Below are 16445 nucleotides of genomic sequence, written 5' to 3' on the forward strand. Positions count from 1 at the left end.
GCTCCTCCTGGGCCAGAGGGTGGTTCGGGTCGGGGTGTGGCGCCGTCAGGCCAGTCGTACGCGGGGATCGATAAAGGCGTAGGCCGCGTCGACGAGGATGTTGGCGATGACGATCGCGGTGCAGCCCACCAGCATCACGGCCATCAGGGTCGGCAGATCGGTCTGGTTGACGGAGTCCACCGCCAGCCGCCCCAGGCCGTGCAGGCTAAAGGTGAACTCGGTGATGATGGCGCCGCCGAACAGCGAGCCCAGGTCGATGCCGAAGATGGTGACGATGGGGGCCAGCGCGCCCCGCCAGGCATAGCGGAAGAAGACCGTGCGCCCCTTGAGGCCCTTGGCGCGGGCGGTGCGCACATGGTCCTCGGAGAGCTGCTCGATCATCTGGGAGCGGGTCATCCGGCTGTAGTTGGCGATAAAGATGATGGAGAGCACCAGCCAGGGGATGAGCAGGCCGGTGAACCACTTCCCGGGGTTGTCGGTGAGCGAGTAGTAGGCGGGGTTGTCCAGCCAGTGCAGCTTGGTGACGAACACCGCCAGGGCGATCACGCCGACGAAGTAGATCTGCAGGGAGTTGCCGATCAGCGACAGCGAGCTGAAGAACTTGTCGATCCAGGTGCCCCGGAAGGCCGCGGCCAGCATGCCGATGCCCACGCCCACGGTCAGGAAGACCACCGCGCTGCCCAGGGTGAGGGACAGGGTGGTGGGGAAGCGGTCGGTGATGGTGCCCCAGACCGGCTGCTGGTTGGAGAAGGAGTAGCCGAAGCAGGGGGCCGGGCAGTGGCCCACCGGGAGGTCGCGGCCCGCGAAGATGCCCACCATGTAGTGCCAGTACTGGACCGGGATGGGCTGGTCCAGGCCCAGGTTCTTGTGGATCACGGCCAGGGCGTCGGCGGTGCAGTTCTTGCCGCAGGACATCCGGGCCGGGTCCGAGGGCAGCGCGAAGAACAGGAAGAAGGTGATGGCACTGATCAGCAGGATGATGACCAGTGCGCCCAGGGTGCGGCGGAGCAGGAATCTCAGCATGGCTGCGCGGCCCTTAGCGGTCGGAGGACGGGTCGGGCGGCCGGGCCCGCCCAAGGGCCCGGCCGGTTGCGGGCGTTACTTGACGAACACCGAGGTGGGGTCGGCGTAGCCGTACACCGGGTGGTACTTGACCCCGCCCAGGCCCGAACCCCACAGCGCGAACTGGAGGTTGGCGTAGGTGGGCACGGCCGGGACGTCATCGTTGAGGATCTTGTCCGCCAGCTTCATCCAGTCCGGGGCGGCCTTCTTCACATCCGGGATGGCGCTGATCCGGTCGATCTCGCTGTTGACGGCGGAGTCGTTGAGGTGGGCGTAGTTGGAGGCGCCGTCGGAGATGGTCCGGCCGTCGTAGAGCGGTTCCAGGACGGTGGACGCCACCGGCCAGTCCGCGCCCCAGCCGGTGCGGTAGATGTCGAACTTGTTCTTGGCCTCGCCGATGGCGTTCTCCCAGACGTTGGAGTCGATCTCCTTCTTCTGCACCTTGAAGCCGGCCCGCTCCAGGGCCTGGGTGATCACCACGGAGACCTTCTGCTGGACATCGGTGTTGGCGTAGGCGTAGACGATCTCCTGCCCCTCCTTGCCGGCCTCCTTCAGCAGCGCCCGGGCCTTCTCCGGGTCGCCATTGGGCTTGGCCTTCTTGCCGAAGGGGTCGCTGGGCTGGTAGCCGTCGACGGAGGGGGAGAGCAGATTGGTGGCCAGCTGTCCGGCCGTGGCCCCGCCGATCTGCTGGATGATCTGGCCGCTGGGCATGGCATAGGCGAGTGCCTTGCGGACCCGGACGTCCTTGAGCCGGTCCATGTTGAAGTCGATGACATCGAGGTAGGGCTGGAGCTCGATAAAGCGGCGGGACTTGGTGCCCTGGTCGCTGAGCACCTTCTCCACCATCTCCGGGGCCACCGCGTTGGTCCAGGACATGCCGTTCTTGTCGGGGCCCTGGGCGGCCAGCAGCCGCCGGGTGGAGTCGGTGGCCTGGTGGCCGAAGCTGATGTCGAACTTGTCGACGAACTGGTTGCGCAGCGGGTCGGTCCTGGGGTCCCAGTTCTCATTGCGGACGAAGGTGAGGGACTTGCCCACCTTGTAGTCGCCGACCTTGTAAGGGCCGTCGGCGAAGGGCGCGTTGTCGTACTTCTGCTTGGTGTCCTTGTCCGCCTTGATGGCGCCGACATTGGGCATGGCGGTGGCGAAGGGGGCGTCCGCGTGCGGCCGCTGGAAGTGGAAGATCACGGTTTTGTCGTCAGGGGTGTCCAGGACCGAGGACGGCAGGTGCTTGCCGTTGTACGGGCCGTCCGGCAGCGCCTTGCGGTAGCTGGTGCCGTCACCGGAGAGCCACTGCGGGATGTACTGGGGGCCGTCGGTCTCGAAGGAGGCGTAGAGCCGCTCAATGCCCCAGCGGACGTCCTGGGCGGTGATCGGCGAGCCGTCCTGCCACTTCAGCCCGTCCTTGAGGGTGAACTTCCAGGTCTTGCCGCCGTCGGAGGAGGTGCCGGTGTCGGTGGCCAGGTCGCCGACCACCTTGACATGCCCCTTCTCGTCGATCTTGTAGCCGGTGAGGGAGCGGTTGTAGAGCAGCTGGTTGATCAGCATGTCGCCGTAGTAGATCTGGCCCGGGTCCAGGTGGTGGAAGGCGTCCCGCTGCAGGACGGTGACCGTGCCGCCCTTCTTGGCGCCGGCCGGCTGGGGGGCCGGGCCGGTGGAGTCGTCCTTGGTGCCCAGGGAGAAGTTGGAGGAGACGTTCTTGTCCTCGCCCGGCCCCGCGCTCTTCTTGTCGCCTCCGCCGCCGCCCCCGCCGCTGCTGCACGCGGAGAGCACCAGGGCCCCGGCCGCGATGGCCACGGCCGTGTACCGGGCCCCTCTGCGGTTGACTGACGTCCTCATGGATGTAGCACCTGCCTGCCTGTGGGATGGGGACGGACGGTGGTGAGGCGCGGGGGACGCGGACCCCGGAAGAATCCCTAGCGTTTGGTGCGGGGGTCGAACGCGTCCCGGACGGAGTCCCCGAGCAGGTTGAAGGCGACCACAAAGGTGATCATCGCCAGCCCGGGGAAGAAGATGTAGGTGATGTCGCTCTCGTAGTACTTGGCGCCATTGGCGAACATCCGGCCCCAGTCGGGGGTGGGTTCCACGATGCCGACGCCGATGAAGGAGAGCCCCGCCTCGGCGGTCACCAGGGTGGGCAGCATCAGGGTGGACTGCACCAGGATCGGGGTCCACAGGTTGGGCAGCAGCTCCTTGATGATGATCCGCCAGGGCGAGGCGCCGGTGACCTTGGCGGCCTCCACGAACTCCCGTTCCCGCAGGCTGAGTACCTGGCCGCGGAGCAGGCGGGCGATGCCCATCCAGCCCAGTACCCACAGCACCAGGATCAGGGTGATGACCCTGAGGTAGGTCGGGGTCTCCTTCTCCGGGCTGACGAACATCGAGTAGACGACCGGGGTGAAGGCCACAAAGGACAGCTGCTGGGGAAAGGCCAGCAGCAGATCGATGAACCGGCCCAGGAAGTAGTCGGTACGGCCGCCCACATAGCCCGCCGTCACCCCGATCAGCACCCCGGTGACCACACAGAGCACGGTGGCGATGGCCGCGATCAGCAGTGAGGTGCGGATGCCGTAGACCAGCTGGGTCAGGACGTCCCGGCCCAGGGTGGGCTCCAGGCCGAACCAGAAGCGGCCGGAGATACCGCCGTTGGGCGCCACCGGATAGCCGAAGGGGTTCAACAGGCCGCTGTCGTCGAGGCCATAGGTCTCGGTGGGGTTCTTGCCGTAGAGCTTGGAGATCAGCGGAGCGGCGATGGCGACCAGGAAGAAGAAGACCACGATGACGGCGGAGATCACCCCCGTGCGGTCGCGTTTGAAGCGCCGCCACATCAACTGACCGGGAGAGCGGCCGACCAGGTCGGCCGTGGTGACCACCGGCTCCGCGTCGGCGGTTGCCACGGGGCTCTGGGCAGGACTCGTCATCGGCGCACATCCTCCGCCACGTCGGCTGGGAAACCTCGCGTGTGACTTCGAACACCTTGAGTTGAGCGGACTCTGGCAATGGAGTTACCGCGCAGTCAAGGGGGTTGCAGCGGACGATGCGCGGCTCCGCCGCATCTTGAGCGAAGGTTGTGCAGATCGAGGTGGCGGCGTGCTTGACACCCCGTCAAGCACGCCGCCGGCCCGCTCACTCCAAGGAGGTCTCAGGCCCCCAAGGACCGCTTGAGGAAGTCCACTTGGAGCAGCAGCAGGTTCTCCGCCACCTGCTCCTGTGGGGTCATATGTGTCACCCCGGACAGCGGCAGCACCTCATGCGGACGGCCCGCGGCCAGCAGCGCGGAGGACAGCCGCAGGGTGTGCGCGGCCACCACATTGTCATCCGCCAGGCCGTGGATCAGCATCATCGGCCGGTGTGGCGTGGCGGCTTCGGTCAACTCCCCGCCTTCCACCAGGGAGTTGCGGCGGTAGACGGCCGGCCGCTGTTCGGGCAGGCCCAGATAGCGCTCGGTGTAGTGGGTGTCGTACAGCAGCCAGTCGGTGACCGGGGCGCCCACCACGGCCGCGTGGAAGACATCCGGGCGGCGCAGCGCGGCCAGCGCGGCCAGGTAACCGCCGTAGGACCAGCCGCGGATGCCCACCCGGGTCAGGTCCAGCGGGTACTCGCCGGCCAGTGCGTGCAGGGCCGCCACCTGGTCGTCCAGGGTGGCGCCGGCGAAGTCCTCATGGATGGCCTTCTCCCAGTCGGGGGAGGTGTGCGGGGTGCCCCGGCCGTCCGCCACGATCACCGCGAACCCCTGGTCGGCGAACCACTGGGAGGTGAGGTGGGCGTTGCGGGCGGCCACCACCCGGGCGCCGTGCGGCCCCCCGTAGGGGTCCATCAGGACCGGCAGCGGGCCGTCGCCCTCCTGGTGGCCGGTGGGCAGCAGGACGGCGCATGGGATGCGGCGGGCGCCGGCCAGGGTGAGGCGGGGGCGCGCGGCGAGCGCCGGTGTCGCGGCGTAGGAGGCCACCGTGGCGATGCGCTTGCCCTCCCGCAGCACCGCGACCTCCGTGCCGTCGCGGTCGGCCGAGGCCGAGGCCAGCACGGTCAGAGTGCCGCCGCGGACCGCGTAGTGGCGGCCCGGAGCGGGCGAAAGGCGTTGCACGCCCCGGGAGTTGACGCGGTAGACATGTGCCTCGCCGGTCTCCGGGGCCTCGGCGGCGGGGCCCGCCGAGGCCAGCACCAGAATGTCGTCCGGGCCGATGTCCAGCACTTCCCTGAGGTGCAGCTCCGGCCCGGTCAGGGCGCGTTCGCCGACGAACAGCCGGCGGGCGCCGCCCGTGTCGCCGATGCGCACCAGCTCCCCGTCCGGCGTCCGGGCGGGCACCCCGGGGAACAGGTCCAGCCAGACCGGGTCCTCCTCGGTGTGCAGCACCCGGGTGGTGCCGGTGGCGGTGTCCACCTCCAGATACGCCTGGGTGCGCTGGTCGCGGGACTGGACCAGGAGCAGCGGGCGGCCGCCCTCGGACCAGTGCACCCGGGCCAGATAGGGGAAGCGCTCCTGGTCCCAGCCGATGTCGGTACGGGAGCCGTCCAGGCCCAGCAGGGCCAGGGTGACCCGGGCGTTGGCGGTGCCGGCCGCCGGATAGGCGACCTCGGCGGGGGCGGCGGCCGGGTTGGCCGGGTCGCTGATCCACCAGCGGGCGACGGGGGACTCGTCCACCCGGGCGGCCAGCAGGGCATCACTTTCGGGTGACCACCAAAAGCCGCGCGAACGGTCCATTTCCTCGGCGGCGATGAACTCGGCCAGCCCCCAGGTGATGCCCTCGGCCTCCGGCGCCGCCAGCGCGCGGTCCAGGCCGCCGTCCGCCCGCACCACGCGCAGGGCGCCGTCCGCCGCATAGGCGACATGGTGGCCGTCCGGGGACGGCCGGGGGTCGACCACCGGGCCGGGCACCGGGAGTTCGCGTGCGATGCCGGCGCGCAGCCCGGCCACGAAGAGCCGGCCGGACAGGGCGAAGGCCGCCAACTCCACTGCCGCGTCCACCGCATAGCCCACGATGCCCGCCGAGCCCTCCCGGCTGCGCTCACGCCGGGCGCGCTCCTCGGCGGGCAGTTCCTCCTCGGCGCCGCCCAGCAGGGCGAAGGGGTCGGCGGCGGTGAACTCCCGTCCGCCGTCCGGGTCCAGGACCCACAGCAGATTGGCCCGGTCGGTGCCGGAGCGGGACCGCAGGAAGACCACCCGCGCGCCGTCCGGCGACACGGTGAAGGCACGCGGGGCGCCCAGTGTGAAGCGCTGGGTGCGGGCGTACTGGCGAGGGAACGAGAGCTCTTCGGTCATGGCCGGGAGCCTACGGCCGTCACCCTTCCGAGCGGTGGCATGCGTTCGTGCGCCCCGTATTCGCTCCTGTACACCGAGTCAAGACCGCACGCGGAAAGTTATGATCGCTCACGCACAGTGGGTGAGAAATTCCCGCGGCATGCGCACGCCGGGCATCCGGTGCGCGCTTGCTGCGCTTTGCCGTTTGCGTCGTTTGTCGTTCGTTGGACCGCGTACCTGGAGGTGAACCGCTGTGGCACTCTCGATTTCGGCGGTGGTGCTGCTGGCGATCATCGTCTTCCTGCTGGTCCGGAAATCAGGGCTGAAGGCGGGTCATGCCGCGATCTGCATGCTGCTGGGCTTCTACCTGGCCAGCTCCTCGATCGCGCCCACCCTCCACCAGCTGACCACGAACGTGAGCAGCATGATCAGCAACATCAAGTTCTGACCGCCCGGTCCCGGAGCCGCGGGCGGCCTGCCCGGCGGGCGCGCGCGGCTCGTAGGCTGGTGCCATGACCGACCTTCCAGTCCGCCGGCTGCTCCTGGTGCACGCGCACCCGGATGACGAATCCATCAACAACGGCGCGACCATGGCCAAGTACGCCGCCGAGGGTGCCCTGGTCACGCTGGTGACCTGCACCCGGGGTGAAGAGGGCGAGGTGATCCCGCCCGGGCTGGCGCACCTGGCCGCCGACCGGGAGGACACCCTGGGCGGGTACCGGGCGGGCGAGCTGGCCGCGGCGATGAAGGAGCTGGGGGTCACCGACCACCGCTTCCTGGGCGGCCCCGGCCGCTACCGGGACTCCGGGATGATGGGCTCCGTACAGAACGAGCACCCCGGCTGCTTCTGGCGGGCCGAGGTGGACGAGGCCGCCGCGTCCCTCGTAGAGGTGATTCGCCAGGTGCGGCCGCAGGTGCTGGTGACCTACGATCCGGACGGCGGCTACGGCCATCCGGACCATATCCAGGCGCACCGGGTGGCGATGCGCGCCGCCGATCTGGCGGCCGAGAAGGCGTTCCGCAAGGACCTGGGCGAGCCGCACCAGATCGCCAAGATCTACTGGAACTGTGTGCCCCGCTCGGTGGTCGAGGAGGGCTTCGCCCGGCTGCGCGCCCAGGGCAAGGAGCTGTTCCCCGGTGTCGCCTCGGTGGACGATGTGCCGGGTGTGGTGCCCGATGACCAGGTGACCGCGGCCGTGCCCACCGCCGCCCATGCCGCGGCCAAGGCCGCCGCGATGCGTGCACACGCCACCCAGATCGCCGTGGACGGCCCCTTCTTCGCCCTCTCCAATGACCTGGGCCAGCCGCTGTTCGCCGATGAGTTCTACCGCCTGGTGCGCGGGGAGCCCGGGGTGGCCCAGGGACGGGAGCAGGACCTTTTCGCCGGAGTGGACGTATGACCGAGCAACTGAACGTCGGCCGCCTGCTGGGCTATCTGGGAATGCTGGTACTGGGTGCGCTGGTGGGGTTGGCGGGTTCGCTGGTGCAAGCGGGCTGGTTCCCGGGCGGGTTGCTGCTCGCCCTGCTCGCCGTCGCCGGGGTGACCTATGGCGGGGTGACGGCCACCGGTACCCGGGTGGGCGGCGCGGTGGCCGGGGCCGGCTGGCTGCTGGCGGTGCTGCTGACGCTGGGCAGCAGGCCGGAAGGAGACTTCCTGTTTCCGGCCGGACTGACCACTTATGTCTTCCTGTTGGGCGGAATGGTGCTCGCTGTGATGTGCGCCACGCTTGCCGGGGTGCCGCAACCGGGCAACGGCTCCAGCCGACTTGGCAAGTGAAGTGGTGATTTCCGCCTGAGGTCGCACCGCCACCGGAACAATGGATTCCGGTGACCGTGGCGCGCCCGGAGGGGTCCGCCGACGGGTGATCCAGCGGTCGCCGGGTATGCGCCCGCGGTGCCCAGTATGGTGGTGCCGCCGCCGAGCCCCCCTGACCTTGGGCATGGGCGACCCCTCAAGCGGTCAGAGGGCGGCGGAGAGTAACCGGGAGAACCTGCTTTGAGCCGTGAATCTGACAGTTCGTCCTCTGGGTCCCAGGGGCGCGGTGGCGCCGCGTACCCGTCGGGAACCCCGCCGTACGGAACCGAAGGACAGACGGCGGGCGCCAAGCCGGATACGCCGAAGACCGAGACCACGCTGACCACCCGGATCCGGATCAACATCCCGGGTTCGCGGCCCATCCCGCCGGTCGTCATGCGGACGCCGGTCGGTGACGAGGTATCGGGCGGGGATGCGCAGCCGCAACAACAGCAACGACAGCAGCAGCAACGGCAGGTGCCCGCGCCGCCGCAGCAGCGGCAGCCGCGGCCGCCGGCCGGTGCGGGGGCCGGTGCCGGTGCCGGTCAGCCGGGAGTGAGCGCCGCGCCGCGCGCCGCTGAGCCGTCGGCCGCGCCCGAGCCGGAGCGGCCGGCCGAGAAGACCGCCACCAGCGACTGGTTCGCCCCGCGCAAGTCGTCCGCGGCCACGCCGCCGGCCGCCGCCGCTACGCCGCCTGCTGCCACGCCCCCGCCCGCTGCCGCGGCGCCCCCCGCGGCGCCGCTGCCGCGCCGTACCCCGGGGAGCGGGATGCCGGGCGGCGGTGCGCCGCGCGGTGGGGTGTCCGGTGAGTCCGTATTCGGGGGATCCGTACCTGGCGGGACCGTGCCCGGTGGGCCGGTACCCGGTGGGCCCGTTTCCGGTGGGCCCGCTCAGCATCCGCCGGTGCCGGGCGACCCCTTCGCGGGGGCGCCCGCGCAGGGTGGCGGTGCTCCCTGGCCGGGCGAGGCCCCGGGCGCGGGCACGGGCTCGTACGGCGGCGGGGTGCCCTGGCCCGGTGAGGCCGCGCATCCGCCGGTGCCGGGGGACCCGTTCGCGGGCGCTCCGGGTGCTCCGGCCGCTCCGGTCCAGGGCGGCGGCGCGCCGTGGCCCGCCGGCTCCGCCGGTACCGGCGGGGTGCCGGTGCCGGGCGACCCCTTCGCGGGCGCCCCGGGGCAGGGCGGCGGTGCCGCCTGGTCCGTGGCCCCCGAGACCACCCAGCAGTTCGCCGCGCCGGAGACCACTCAGCAGTTCCCCGCACCCGGCCTCCCCGGCCAGGGGCCCAAGCTGCCCTTCCCGGTGCCCGGGGAGCGGACCGACACCCCGCCCCAGGGCATGCCGGCCGTGCCCCCGCCGCCTCCCGCGGCCACCGGGCCGCAGGGCGGCAAGAAGCAGGGCAACAAGAAGAAGGGCGGCCAGCAGCAGGGCGGGCAGCGGCAAGGCGGCCAGCAGCAGGGCGGCGGCGCCAAGGTGCCGCCCCCGGCCCGGGTGAACGCCGCCGCCGAGACCATGGCCGCCGGGATGCCGGCGGTGCCCGCGCCGGGCGGGGCCGGTGCCCCCCGGGTGCCGGGCGTTCCCGGCGCCGGGAAGCCGGCCGACAGCGGGGCGCCCCGGGTGCCCGTGCCCAAGCCCAAGCCCGGCCCGGCCGTGCCCAAGCCGCCGGCCGCGGACGGCGCCCCGGCCAAGGCCCCGGCCGCCAAGAGCGCGCCCAAGAGCGCCCCCAAGAAGAAGGGCCGTTCCAAGCTGGTGCTGCTGGGCGGCGGACTGGTCGCCCTGGTCGGTGTCGCCTATGGCGCCGGCCTGCTGATGGACCACGCCGATGTGCCCCAGGGCACCACCGTGCTCGGCGTGGACATCGGCGGCAGTTCCAAGGACCAGGCGGTGCAGAAGCTGGACGCCCGCCTCGGCGACCGCGCCACCGCGCCGCTGAAGGTGTCCATCGGCGGCAAGCAGGCCCAGCTCAAGCCGTCGGTGGCCGGGCTGTCCATCGACACCCAGGAGACCGTGCGGTCGGTGTCGGGACGGGACTACAACCCGGTCACCGTGATCGGCTCGCTGGTCGGCGGTAGCCGTAAGGCCGAGCCCACCGTGATCACCGATGAGGAGAAGATCACCGCGGCGCTGCAGGCACTGTCCGGTGAGGCGGGCGGGGCCAAGGACGGCACCATCAAGTTCGTCCCGGGCAAGGCGGTGCCGGTCTACGGCAAGCCGTACCAGGGCCTGGACATGGACAAGGCGGTCAAGGCCGTCTCGGACGCCTATCGCCAGCGCGCCGACACCGGCCAGGACACCGTGGTGGAACTGCCCAGCTCCGGGCAGCAGCCCAAGGTGAGCAAGGCCGAGGTCGACCGGGAGATGAAGGAGTTCGCCGAGCCGGCCATGTCGGGCCTGGTGACCATCGAGACCTCGGACCACCTGCACAGCATCCAGTTCGGCCCGGACCGCTCGCTGCCGAAGATCCTCTCCGTGAAGGAGGTGGGCGGCAAGCTGGTGGAGAGCTACAACCTGGAGGCGCTCAAGGAGCTCTACGGCCAGAAGTTCGCCGGGGTGATGGTGCAGCGGGCCGAGGGCAAGACGCCGGTCATGCCGCAGGACGTGGCGGGCGCGCTGGGCAAGGCGCTGCGCGGGAAGACGCCCGCCGAGCGGGTGGGCGTCATCCAGCTCAACGCCAGCTGAGCCGCCCCTGCCGTGCGTTGGTCATGACAGATGTCATGGCCAACGCACGACGGTCGGCACTGCACAGGTGCCCATCGGCCCCGTGAAGATGGACGCATGACCACGACAGCTTCCACGTTCACGGGGGACGGGCGGCGTACGGGTGGGGCACCCGTCGTCAGCTTCGCGAACGTCAACAAGAGCTATGGCGCCGTCCAGGCCGTAGCCGACCTCAACATCGAGCTCCACCCCGGCGAGACCGTCGCCCTGCTGGGCCCCAATGGCGCGGGCAAGTCCTCCACGCTGGACCTGCTGCTGGGACTGCGCAACCCCGACTCCGGCTCGGTGCGGCTGTTCGGCACCACCCCGCAGCGCGCCATCGAGCAGGGCAAGGTCGGGGCGATGCTGCAGAGCGGCAGCCTGATGGAAGAGGTCCGGGTCCGCGAGATCATCAAGCTGGCCTGTGACCTGCACCCGCGGGCCTACCCGGTGGAGAAGGTGATGGAGCAGGCGGGCATCACCGAGATCGCCGACCGGCTGGTCAACAAGCTCTCCGGTGGCCAGGAGCAGCGGGTGCGGTTCGCGATGGCGACCGCCGGCGCCAATGAGCTGATCGTGCTGGACGAGCCCACCACCGGCATGGATGTGAGCTCCCGTCAGCAGTTCTGGGGCGCCATGCGCCGGCAGGCCGACGAGGGCCGGGCGATCCTGTTCGCCACCCACTATCTGGAAGAGGCCGACGAGATCGCCGACCGGGTGATCGTGCTGCACCGCGGCCGGGTGCTGGCGGACGGCTCGGCCGCCGAGATCAAGGCCCGGGCCGGTGCCCGGAAGATCTCCTTCGACCTGGACGGGGAGATTCCGGAGGCCACTCTGCGGCAGCTGCCCGCCCTGTCCACCCTCTCGGTCTCCGGCCGCACCGTGCGGATCCAGTCCCATGACCCGGACGCCACCGTGCACTCCCTCTACGGGCTGGGCCTCTACCCCCGCAACCTGGAGGTCGCGGGCCTGGGCCTGGAGCAGGCCTTTATCGCCATCACCGACGCCGCGACCGCCGAGGAGGGCGGGGCCCGATGAACACCCTGATCAAGCTTGAGGTCTCGCGCACCCTGCGCAACAAGAAGTTCATGTTCTTCTCGTTGCTCTACCCGGTGATGCTCTATCTGATGATCTCTGCGGGCGTGAAGACCAAGGCGCCGGTCGGCGACACCAAGCTGAGCTTCGCGCTGCTCTATATGGTCTCCATGGCCTCCTTCGGCGCCATCACCTCGGTCCTGGTGGGCAACAGCGAGCGGATAGCCAAGGAGCGGGAGAAGGGCTGGACCCGCCAGCTGCGGCTGACCGCGCTGCCCGGCCATGGCTATGTGGCGGCCAAGATCGCCTCGGCCGCGGTGGTCTCGCTGCCGTCGATCCTGGTGGTCTTCGCCACCGGCGCCCTGTTCAAGGGCGTCCGGCTGGACGCCTGGCAGTGGCTGGCCCTGATCGGCACCATCTGGGCGGGCAGCTGTGTGTTCGCGGCGCTGGGCGTGGCCATCGGCTACGCGGCCACCGGTGACGCGGTGCGGCCCATCGCGATGATCGCCTACTTCGGTCTGTCCATCATGGGCGGCCTGATGTTCCCCACCACCGGCTTCCCCACCTGGCTGAAGCACATCGCCGAGTACCTGCCCACCCACGCCTACGCCGGTCTCGGCCAGGCCATCGAGCGCGGCGACACACCGGGCGGCAAGAACCTGGTGATCCTCGTCAGCTACCTGGTGATCTTCGCGGGCGCGGCGGCCTGGCTGTACCGCAAGGACACCCGGAAGAGCTGACCGGAACGGGTAGGGGGAATCCATGGTGAACAGCGCGCACGAGGAGCTGTCGGACAGCGGCTATCTGCGAGTGGGCCTGCCGCCGGAGAACCGGCGGCAGGCGGTGGCCAAGGCATGCTGGGCGCTGCTCTACCTGTCGTACCTCGCCTTCACCATCGCCGACCTGACCAGCGGGCGGCACTCCGCGCCCGCCACGGCGCTGGGCGCCCTGGGGCTGGCCGTCTATCTGGCCGGCTACGCCTATCTGCTGTTCAGCCGGCGGCCCCCCGACCGGCTGCCCCGCCCCAAGCTGGTGGTGCTGGCCGGACTGTTCGCGCTGAGTGTGCTGCTGACGGTCACGCTCGGCGGGGCGTGGCTGCCGCTGATGGTGTACGTGGCGGTTTCCAGCGGGGTGCTGCTGCCGTTCAAGTGGGGCATGCGGGCCGTCGTCGCCATCGCCCTCACCACGGCGGGGCTCGGCCCGCTCACCGGCCTGGAGCCGGTGGCCACGGTATGGATCGTGCTGGCGCTGCTGCTGAGCGGCGCCGGGATGGCGGCGGTGGCCCAGATGGGACGGACCATGCGTGAACTGCGCGAGGCCCGGGCCACGGTGGCCCACCTGGCTGCCAACGAGGAGCGGCTGCGGCTGGCCCGGGACCTGCACGACCTGCTGGGACACTCGCTCTCGCTGATCACCCTTAAGAGTGAGCTGGCCGGACGGATGCTGCCGGACGCCCCCGAGCAGGCCGCCCAGCAGGTGGCCGACATCGAACGGGTCAGCCGGCAGGCCCTGGTGGACGTACGGGAGGCGGTGAGCGGATTTCGCCGCCCCACCCTGGGCGGCGAGCTCGCCCACGCCCGTACCGCCCTGGCCGCCGCCGGGATCGTCGCAGACCTCAGCCGGGCCCCGGACTGGCACCCGGACCTGGCGCCGGACGCGGAGGGGGCGCTGGCCTGGGCGCTGCGCGAGGCGGTGACCAATGTGGTGCGGCACAGCGCGGCGCGGCGGTGCGAGGTGGAGCTGGCCGAGGCGGCCGACGAGCTGTGCCTGACCGTCATCGACGACGGCCGCGGCCCGGAGCGCCCGCATGGCAACGGCCTGACCGGGCTGGCCGAGCGGCTGGCGCTCACCGACGGGCGGCTGCAGACCGGGCAGGGGGCCCGCGGCGGCTTCGCCCTGCGGGCCTGGGTGCCGCTGACCCGGCGGGTGCCCGCCGAGCCGCCGGCCGGGGAGGACGCCGAAGCGGCCGACACCCGTCCGTGACCGCACGTGGGCGGGCGGCGGCTGTGCGGGCCCCTACCCTGTCTGCGTGACAGCTCAACCCGCCGACGCCGCTTGCCGGCGGACCATTCGCGTGCTCCTCGCCGAGGACCAGTCCATGGTGCGCGAGGCGCTGGCGGCGTTGCTGGGGCTGGAGGGTGACATCGAGGTCGTGGTCCAGGTGGCCCGCGGCGACGAGGTGCTGGACGCGGTCCGCCGCACCCCGGTGGATGTGGCCCTGCTGGACATCGAGATGCCCGGTGCCACCGGCCTGGAGGCGGCCGAACTGCTGCGCGGGGAGCTCCCGGAGCTCAAGGTGGTGATCCTGACGACCTTCGGCCGGCCCGGCTATCTGCGCCGGGCGATGGAGGCCGGGGCCGCGGGCTTCCTGGTCAAGGACGCCCCGGCGGCCCAACTGGCGGACGCGCTGCGCCGGGTGCTGCGCGGGGAGCGGGTCATCGATCCCATGCTGGCGGTGGCCGCGCTCACCGAGGGGGCCAACCCGCTGACCGAGCGGGAGCGGGCGGTGCTGCGCGCCGCCGCGGACGGGGGCACCAACGCGGAGGTCGCGGCGGCGCTGCACCTGTCCCACGGCACGGTGCGGAACTATCTGTCGACCGCCATTCAGAAGACGGGGGCCCGCAACCGGGCGGACGCGGTGCGGATAGCCCGGGAGAAGGGCTGGCTGTAGGGCCGGCTGTGCGGCCGACTGCAGGAGATGCCCCCAAGGGGCGTGTGCCGGCGGTCAGTTGAGCATCGCCCGGGCGGCCAGCGCCTGGTGGCGGACCGTCTCCGCCGCCTCCGGCTGCACCGTCGCCAGCACCTGGGCGTACTCCTCCAGCTCCCGGGCGCCACGGATGAAGTCGCCGCGCTCCACCAGCAGTTCCGCGTGCTCATAGCGCAGCCGGGCCGGATGGCTGGGCAGCAGCAGGGACAGCTCCACCGCCCACAGCCGGACGCCGCTGCGCTCGGGCCGGGCGGCGGCCCAGGCACGGATGTTGTTGAGCACCCGCAGCACGATCTCCAGCGGATCGGCGGGGGCGAACGCGGTGGCCGGCAGCGGGGCGCCGGTGGCCCCGGCGACCAGTTGCCCGGCCTCCTCCTCGGTCAGCAGCCGCCCGCCGTCAAAGGGGTCGGCCAGCGCGTGGACGCCATAGGGGTCGCCGAAGCCCACCACGAAGTGGCCGGGCAGCGCCACCCCGTACACCGGCGCCCCGGCCCGCCGGGCCACCTCCAGCCACACCACCGACAGCAGGATGGGCAGCCCGCGCCGCCGTCTGAGCACCTGGTCCAGCAGCGAGGACTCCAGCCGCCGGTACTCCGCCGGGGTGCCGTGGAAGCCGCAGTCCACGCCCAGCAGCCGGGCCAGCGCGGCCGCCCAGCGGGTGGGCTCCGCGTAGCGGCCCAGCGCGGGCAGCAGGCCGGCCAGCCGGTCCAGCTCCATCTGTGCCGAGTCGAAGCCGGCCTCGTCCAGGGCGGGATCGGCCTCGGCGGCGATCAGCAGGCACAGCAGGGCCAGGTCCGGCCGCTCCTCCCGGGCGGCCGCGGCGAAACGCCTGCGATTGCCGCTGTCAGTCATCTCCGCCGTCCGAGGTGCCCGGTGTCCGGTAGTGGTAGGCGAGCCGGGTGGTGAAGCCCAGCCGGTCGTACAGGGCGGCCGCGGCCTCGTTGTCCGTCTCCACCTGGAGGTACGCGGCCGAGGCGCCCTCGGCGAGCGCCTGCCGGGCCAGCCGCGCCATCACCAGTGTGCCCAGCCCCTGCCGCCGGGCGTCGCCGGTCACCTGCAGGGCGGCGAAGCCGGCCCAGCGCCCGTCGATCACACAGCGGGCTATCGCGGCCGGGCCCCGCTCGCCCGGCACGGTGGCGAACCAGACCGAGGGCCCGCCGGTGAGCACCGCCCGGGCCTGCTCGTCGCCGCCACGGCCGTATGCCGCCAGCCAGGCCGCGTCCGGCTCCCGGCCGAGCGTCACCGGACGCTCGTCGCCGGGGTCCGCGTCGGCGATGGGGGCCAGCGCGGCGGTGCGCAGTACGGCGGACCGCTCGACCCGCCAGCCGCGCCCGGCCAGCTCCGCGTCCAGGGCCTCGTCGGCGGCCGGATCCCCGGTGCTGATCTGGATCCGCGGGGGCAGTCCGCGCTGCCGGTACCACTCGGCCGTCCGGTCCACCGCCTCCGGCAGCGGCAGTCCGCAATCACCCAGCGGCAGCACGGAGTTGGCGCGGGCGGTGAAGCCGCCGGCCGCGCGCAGGGTCCACTCGCCCAGCGGCGCACTCTCCACCGGGGGCCAGCCGCGTGCGGCGACCCGGAGCAGCTCGGGTACGCTCGCGGCCGGACCGCGCCGCCGCGGCGGGGTGGGCGGCACCACCTTTCCGGCCACCAGCGCGGTCTCCGCGATCTCCACCGTCTCGCCACCGCGACGTGTGATCCGCAGCACACCGCCGCTCCAGGAAGTCAGCACGCCGACGGTGTCGGTGAACCGCTCCAAGGAGCCTCGACGGTCGGTCCAAGACCGCACGGACACCCTTTTTCCCACATCAGCGGCATTGATCCGCACTTCGAGCCGTCCGCCCGTGGTGAATTCCACAGCTCTGCCCGCCCCTCTTGTTCGTCAAGTGCCCGGGAACGGAGATACTAGGTGTGGGCATCGA

15 protein-coding genes are annotated in these 16445 nt (G+C 71.7%); 8 read left to right on the forward strand and 7 right to left on the reverse strand.

Features of this window, described 5'->3' with window-relative positions; genetic code table 11:
- Nucleotides 1-45: 45 nt before the first annotated feature.
- The 4 genes from ACIHFE_RS05315 to ACIHFE_RS05330 all read right to left on the reverse strand — a co-directional run bounded on the left by ACIHFE_RS05315 (nt 46) and on the right by ACIHFE_RS05330 (nt 6319).
- On the reverse strand, nt 46-1023 hold the full coding sequence (locus ACIHFE_RS05315; RefSeq protein WP_400104467.1) for an ABC transporter permease: 978 nt from the start codon (nt 1021-1023) through the stop codon (nt 46-48).
- A 75-nt stretch (nt 1024-1098) separates the two neighbouring features.
- Nucleotides 1099-2898 carry an ABC transporter substrate-binding protein gene (locus tag ACIHFE_RS05320; RefSeq protein ID WP_400104468.1) on the reverse strand — a complete coding sequence of 600 codons (1800 nt, stop codon included), beginning with the start codon at nt 2896-2898 and terminating at the stop codon, nt 1099-1101.
- 77 nt (nt 2899-2975) lie between these two features.
- Nucleotides 2976-3980, reverse strand: coding sequence for an ABC transporter permease (locus ACIHFE_RS05325; RefSeq protein ID WP_400104469.1), 1005 nt, complete (start codon nt 3978-3980; stop codon nt 2976-2978).
- A gap of 221 nt (nt 3981-4201) precedes the next feature.
- Nucleotides 4202-6319 carry an alpha/beta fold hydrolase gene (locus ACIHFE_RS05330; protein ID WP_400104470.1) on the reverse strand — a complete coding sequence of 706 codons (2118 nt, stop codon included), beginning with the start codon at nt 6317-6319 and terminating at the stop codon, nt 4202-4204.
- A gap of 232 nt (nt 6320-6551) precedes the next feature.
- Between ACIHFE_RS05330 and ACIHFE_RS05335 the strand changes: the two genes are divergently transcribed.
- From ACIHFE_RS05335 to ACIHFE_RS05345, 3 genes are all read left to right on the forward strand, one after another.
- Complete coding sequence (locus ACIHFE_RS05335; protein ID WP_400104471.1) at nt 6552-6746, forward strand: hypothetical protein; 195 nt, start codon at nt 6552-6554, stop codon at nt 6744-6746.
- 64 nt (nt 6747-6810) lie between these two features.
- Complete coding sequence (gene mshB / locus ACIHFE_RS05340) at nt 6811-7698, forward strand: N-acetyl-1-D-myo-inositol-2-amino-2-deoxy-alpha-D-glucopyranoside deacetylase (RefSeq protein WP_400104472.1); 888 nt, start codon at nt 6811-6813, stop codon at nt 7696-7698.
- Complete coding sequence (locus ACIHFE_RS05345; RefSeq protein WP_400104473.1) at nt 7695-8075, forward strand: DUF6113 family protein; 381 nt, start codon at nt 7695-7697, stop codon at nt 8073-8075. Before mshB ends, ACIHFE_RS05345 begins: the two co-directional genes overlap by 4 nt.
- Before the next feature lie 563 nt (nt 8076-8638).
- Here the strand turns inward: ACIHFE_RS05345 and ACIHFE_RS05350 are convergent.
- Nucleotides 8639-8797, reverse strand: a complete 159-nt coding sequence (locus ACIHFE_RS05350) for a hypothetical protein (RefSeq protein WP_400104474.1) — start codon at nt 8795-8797, stop codon at nt 8639-8641.
- Between the two features lie 199 nt (nt 8798-8996).
- Between ACIHFE_RS05350 and ACIHFE_RS05355 the strand changes: the two genes are divergently transcribed.
- The 5 genes from ACIHFE_RS05355 to ACIHFE_RS05375 all read left to right on the forward strand — a co-directional run bounded on the left by ACIHFE_RS05355 (nt 8997) and on the right by ACIHFE_RS05375 (nt 14490).
- Nucleotides 8997-10766: a hypothetical protein gene (locus ACIHFE_RS05355; protein ID WP_400104475.1), complete on the forward strand. Its 1770-nt coding sequence runs from the start codon at nt 8997-8999 to the stop codon at nt 10764-10766.
- 96 nt (nt 10767-10862) lie between these two features.
- Complete coding sequence (locus ACIHFE_RS05360; RefSeq protein WP_400104476.1) at nt 10863-11822, forward strand: ABC transporter ATP-binding protein; 960 nt, start codon at nt 10863-10865, stop codon at nt 11820-11822.
- On the forward strand, nt 11819-12559 hold the full coding sequence (locus ACIHFE_RS05365) for an ABC transporter permease (RefSeq protein WP_400104477.1): 741 nt from the start codon (nt 11819-11821) through the stop codon (nt 12557-12559). Before ACIHFE_RS05360 ends, ACIHFE_RS05365 begins: the two co-directional genes overlap by 4 nt.
- A gap of 22 nt (nt 12560-12581) precedes the next feature.
- Complete coding sequence (locus ACIHFE_RS05370; RefSeq protein WP_400104478.1) at nt 12582-13802, forward strand: sensor histidine kinase; 1221 nt, start codon at nt 12582-12584, stop codon at nt 13800-13802.
- A gap of 46 nt (nt 13803-13848) precedes the next feature.
- Nucleotides 13849-14490 (forward strand): response regulator transcription factor, encoded by a 642-nt coding sequence (locus ACIHFE_RS05375; protein ID WP_400104479.1) that lies wholly within the window; start codon nt 13849-13851, stop codon nt 14488-14490.
- A 54-nt stretch (nt 14491-14544) separates the two neighbouring features.
- On the opposite strand, the gene ACIHFE_RS05380 is transcribed toward ACIHFE_RS05375, so the two are convergent.
- Both ACIHFE_RS05380 and ACIHFE_RS05385 read right to left on the reverse strand, forming a co-directional pair.
- Nucleotides 14545-15378, reverse strand: coding sequence for a transglutaminase-like domain-containing protein (locus tag ACIHFE_RS05380; RefSeq protein WP_400104480.1), 834 nt, complete (start codon nt 15376-15378; stop codon nt 14545-14547).
- Complete coding sequence (locus ACIHFE_RS05385; protein ID WP_400104481.1) at nt 15371-16381, reverse strand: GNAT family N-acetyltransferase; 1011 nt, start codon at nt 16379-16381, stop codon at nt 15371-15373. Before ACIHFE_RS05385 ends, ACIHFE_RS05380 begins: the two co-directional genes overlap by 8 nt.
- Between the last annotated feature and the right edge of the window lie 64 nt (nt 16382-16445).

This window comes from Streptomyces sp. NPDC052396 (assembly GCF_044593195.1).
Taxonomy (GTDB): Bacteria; Actinomycetota; Actinomycetes; order Streptomycetales; family Streptomycetaceae; genus Streptomyces.

What these genes read in the sequence shown, in the direction of transcription:
- ACIHFE_RS05315 (WP_400104467.1), bottom strand. Translation starts at nt 1,023, where the DNA reads ATGCTGAGATTCCTGCTCCGCCGCACCCTGGGCGCACTGGTCATCATC.
- ACIHFE_RS05320 (WP_400104468.1), bottom strand. Translation starts at nt 2,898, where the DNA reads ATGAGGACGTCAGTCAACCGCAGAGGGGCCCGGTACACGGCCGTGGCC.
- ACIHFE_RS05325 (WP_400104469.1), bottom strand. Translation starts at nt 3,980, where the DNA reads ATGACGAGTCCTGCCCAGAGCCCCGTGGCAACCGCCGACGCGGAGCCG.
- ACIHFE_RS05330 (WP_400104470.1), bottom strand. Translation starts at nt 6,319, where the DNA reads ATGACCGAAGAGCTCTCGTTCCCTCGCCAGTACGCCCGCACCCAGCGC.
- mshB (WP_400104472.1), top strand. Translation starts at nt 6,811, where the DNA reads ATGACCGACCTTCCAGTCCGCCGGCTGCTCCTGGTGCACGCGCACCCG.
- ACIHFE_RS05345 (WP_400104473.1), top strand. Translation starts at nt 7,695, where the DNA reads ATGACCGAGCAACTGAACGTCGGCCGCCTGCTGGGCTATCTGGGAATG.
- ACIHFE_RS05360 (WP_400104476.1), top strand. Translation starts at nt 10,863, where the DNA reads ATGACCACGACAGCTTCCACGTTCACGGGGGACGGGCGGCGTACGGGT.
- ACIHFE_RS05365 (WP_400104477.1), top strand. Translation starts at nt 11,819, where the DNA reads ATGAACACCCTGATCAAGCTTGAGGTCTCGCGCACCCTGCGCAACAAG.
- ACIHFE_RS05370 (WP_400104478.1), top strand. Translation starts at nt 12,582, where the DNA reads ATGGTGAACAGCGCGCACGAGGAGCTGTCGGACAGCGGCTATCTGCGA.
- ACIHFE_RS05380 (WP_400104480.1), bottom strand. Translation starts at nt 15,378, where the DNA reads ATGACTGACAGCGGCAATCGCAGGCGTTTCGCCGCGGCCGCCCGGGAG.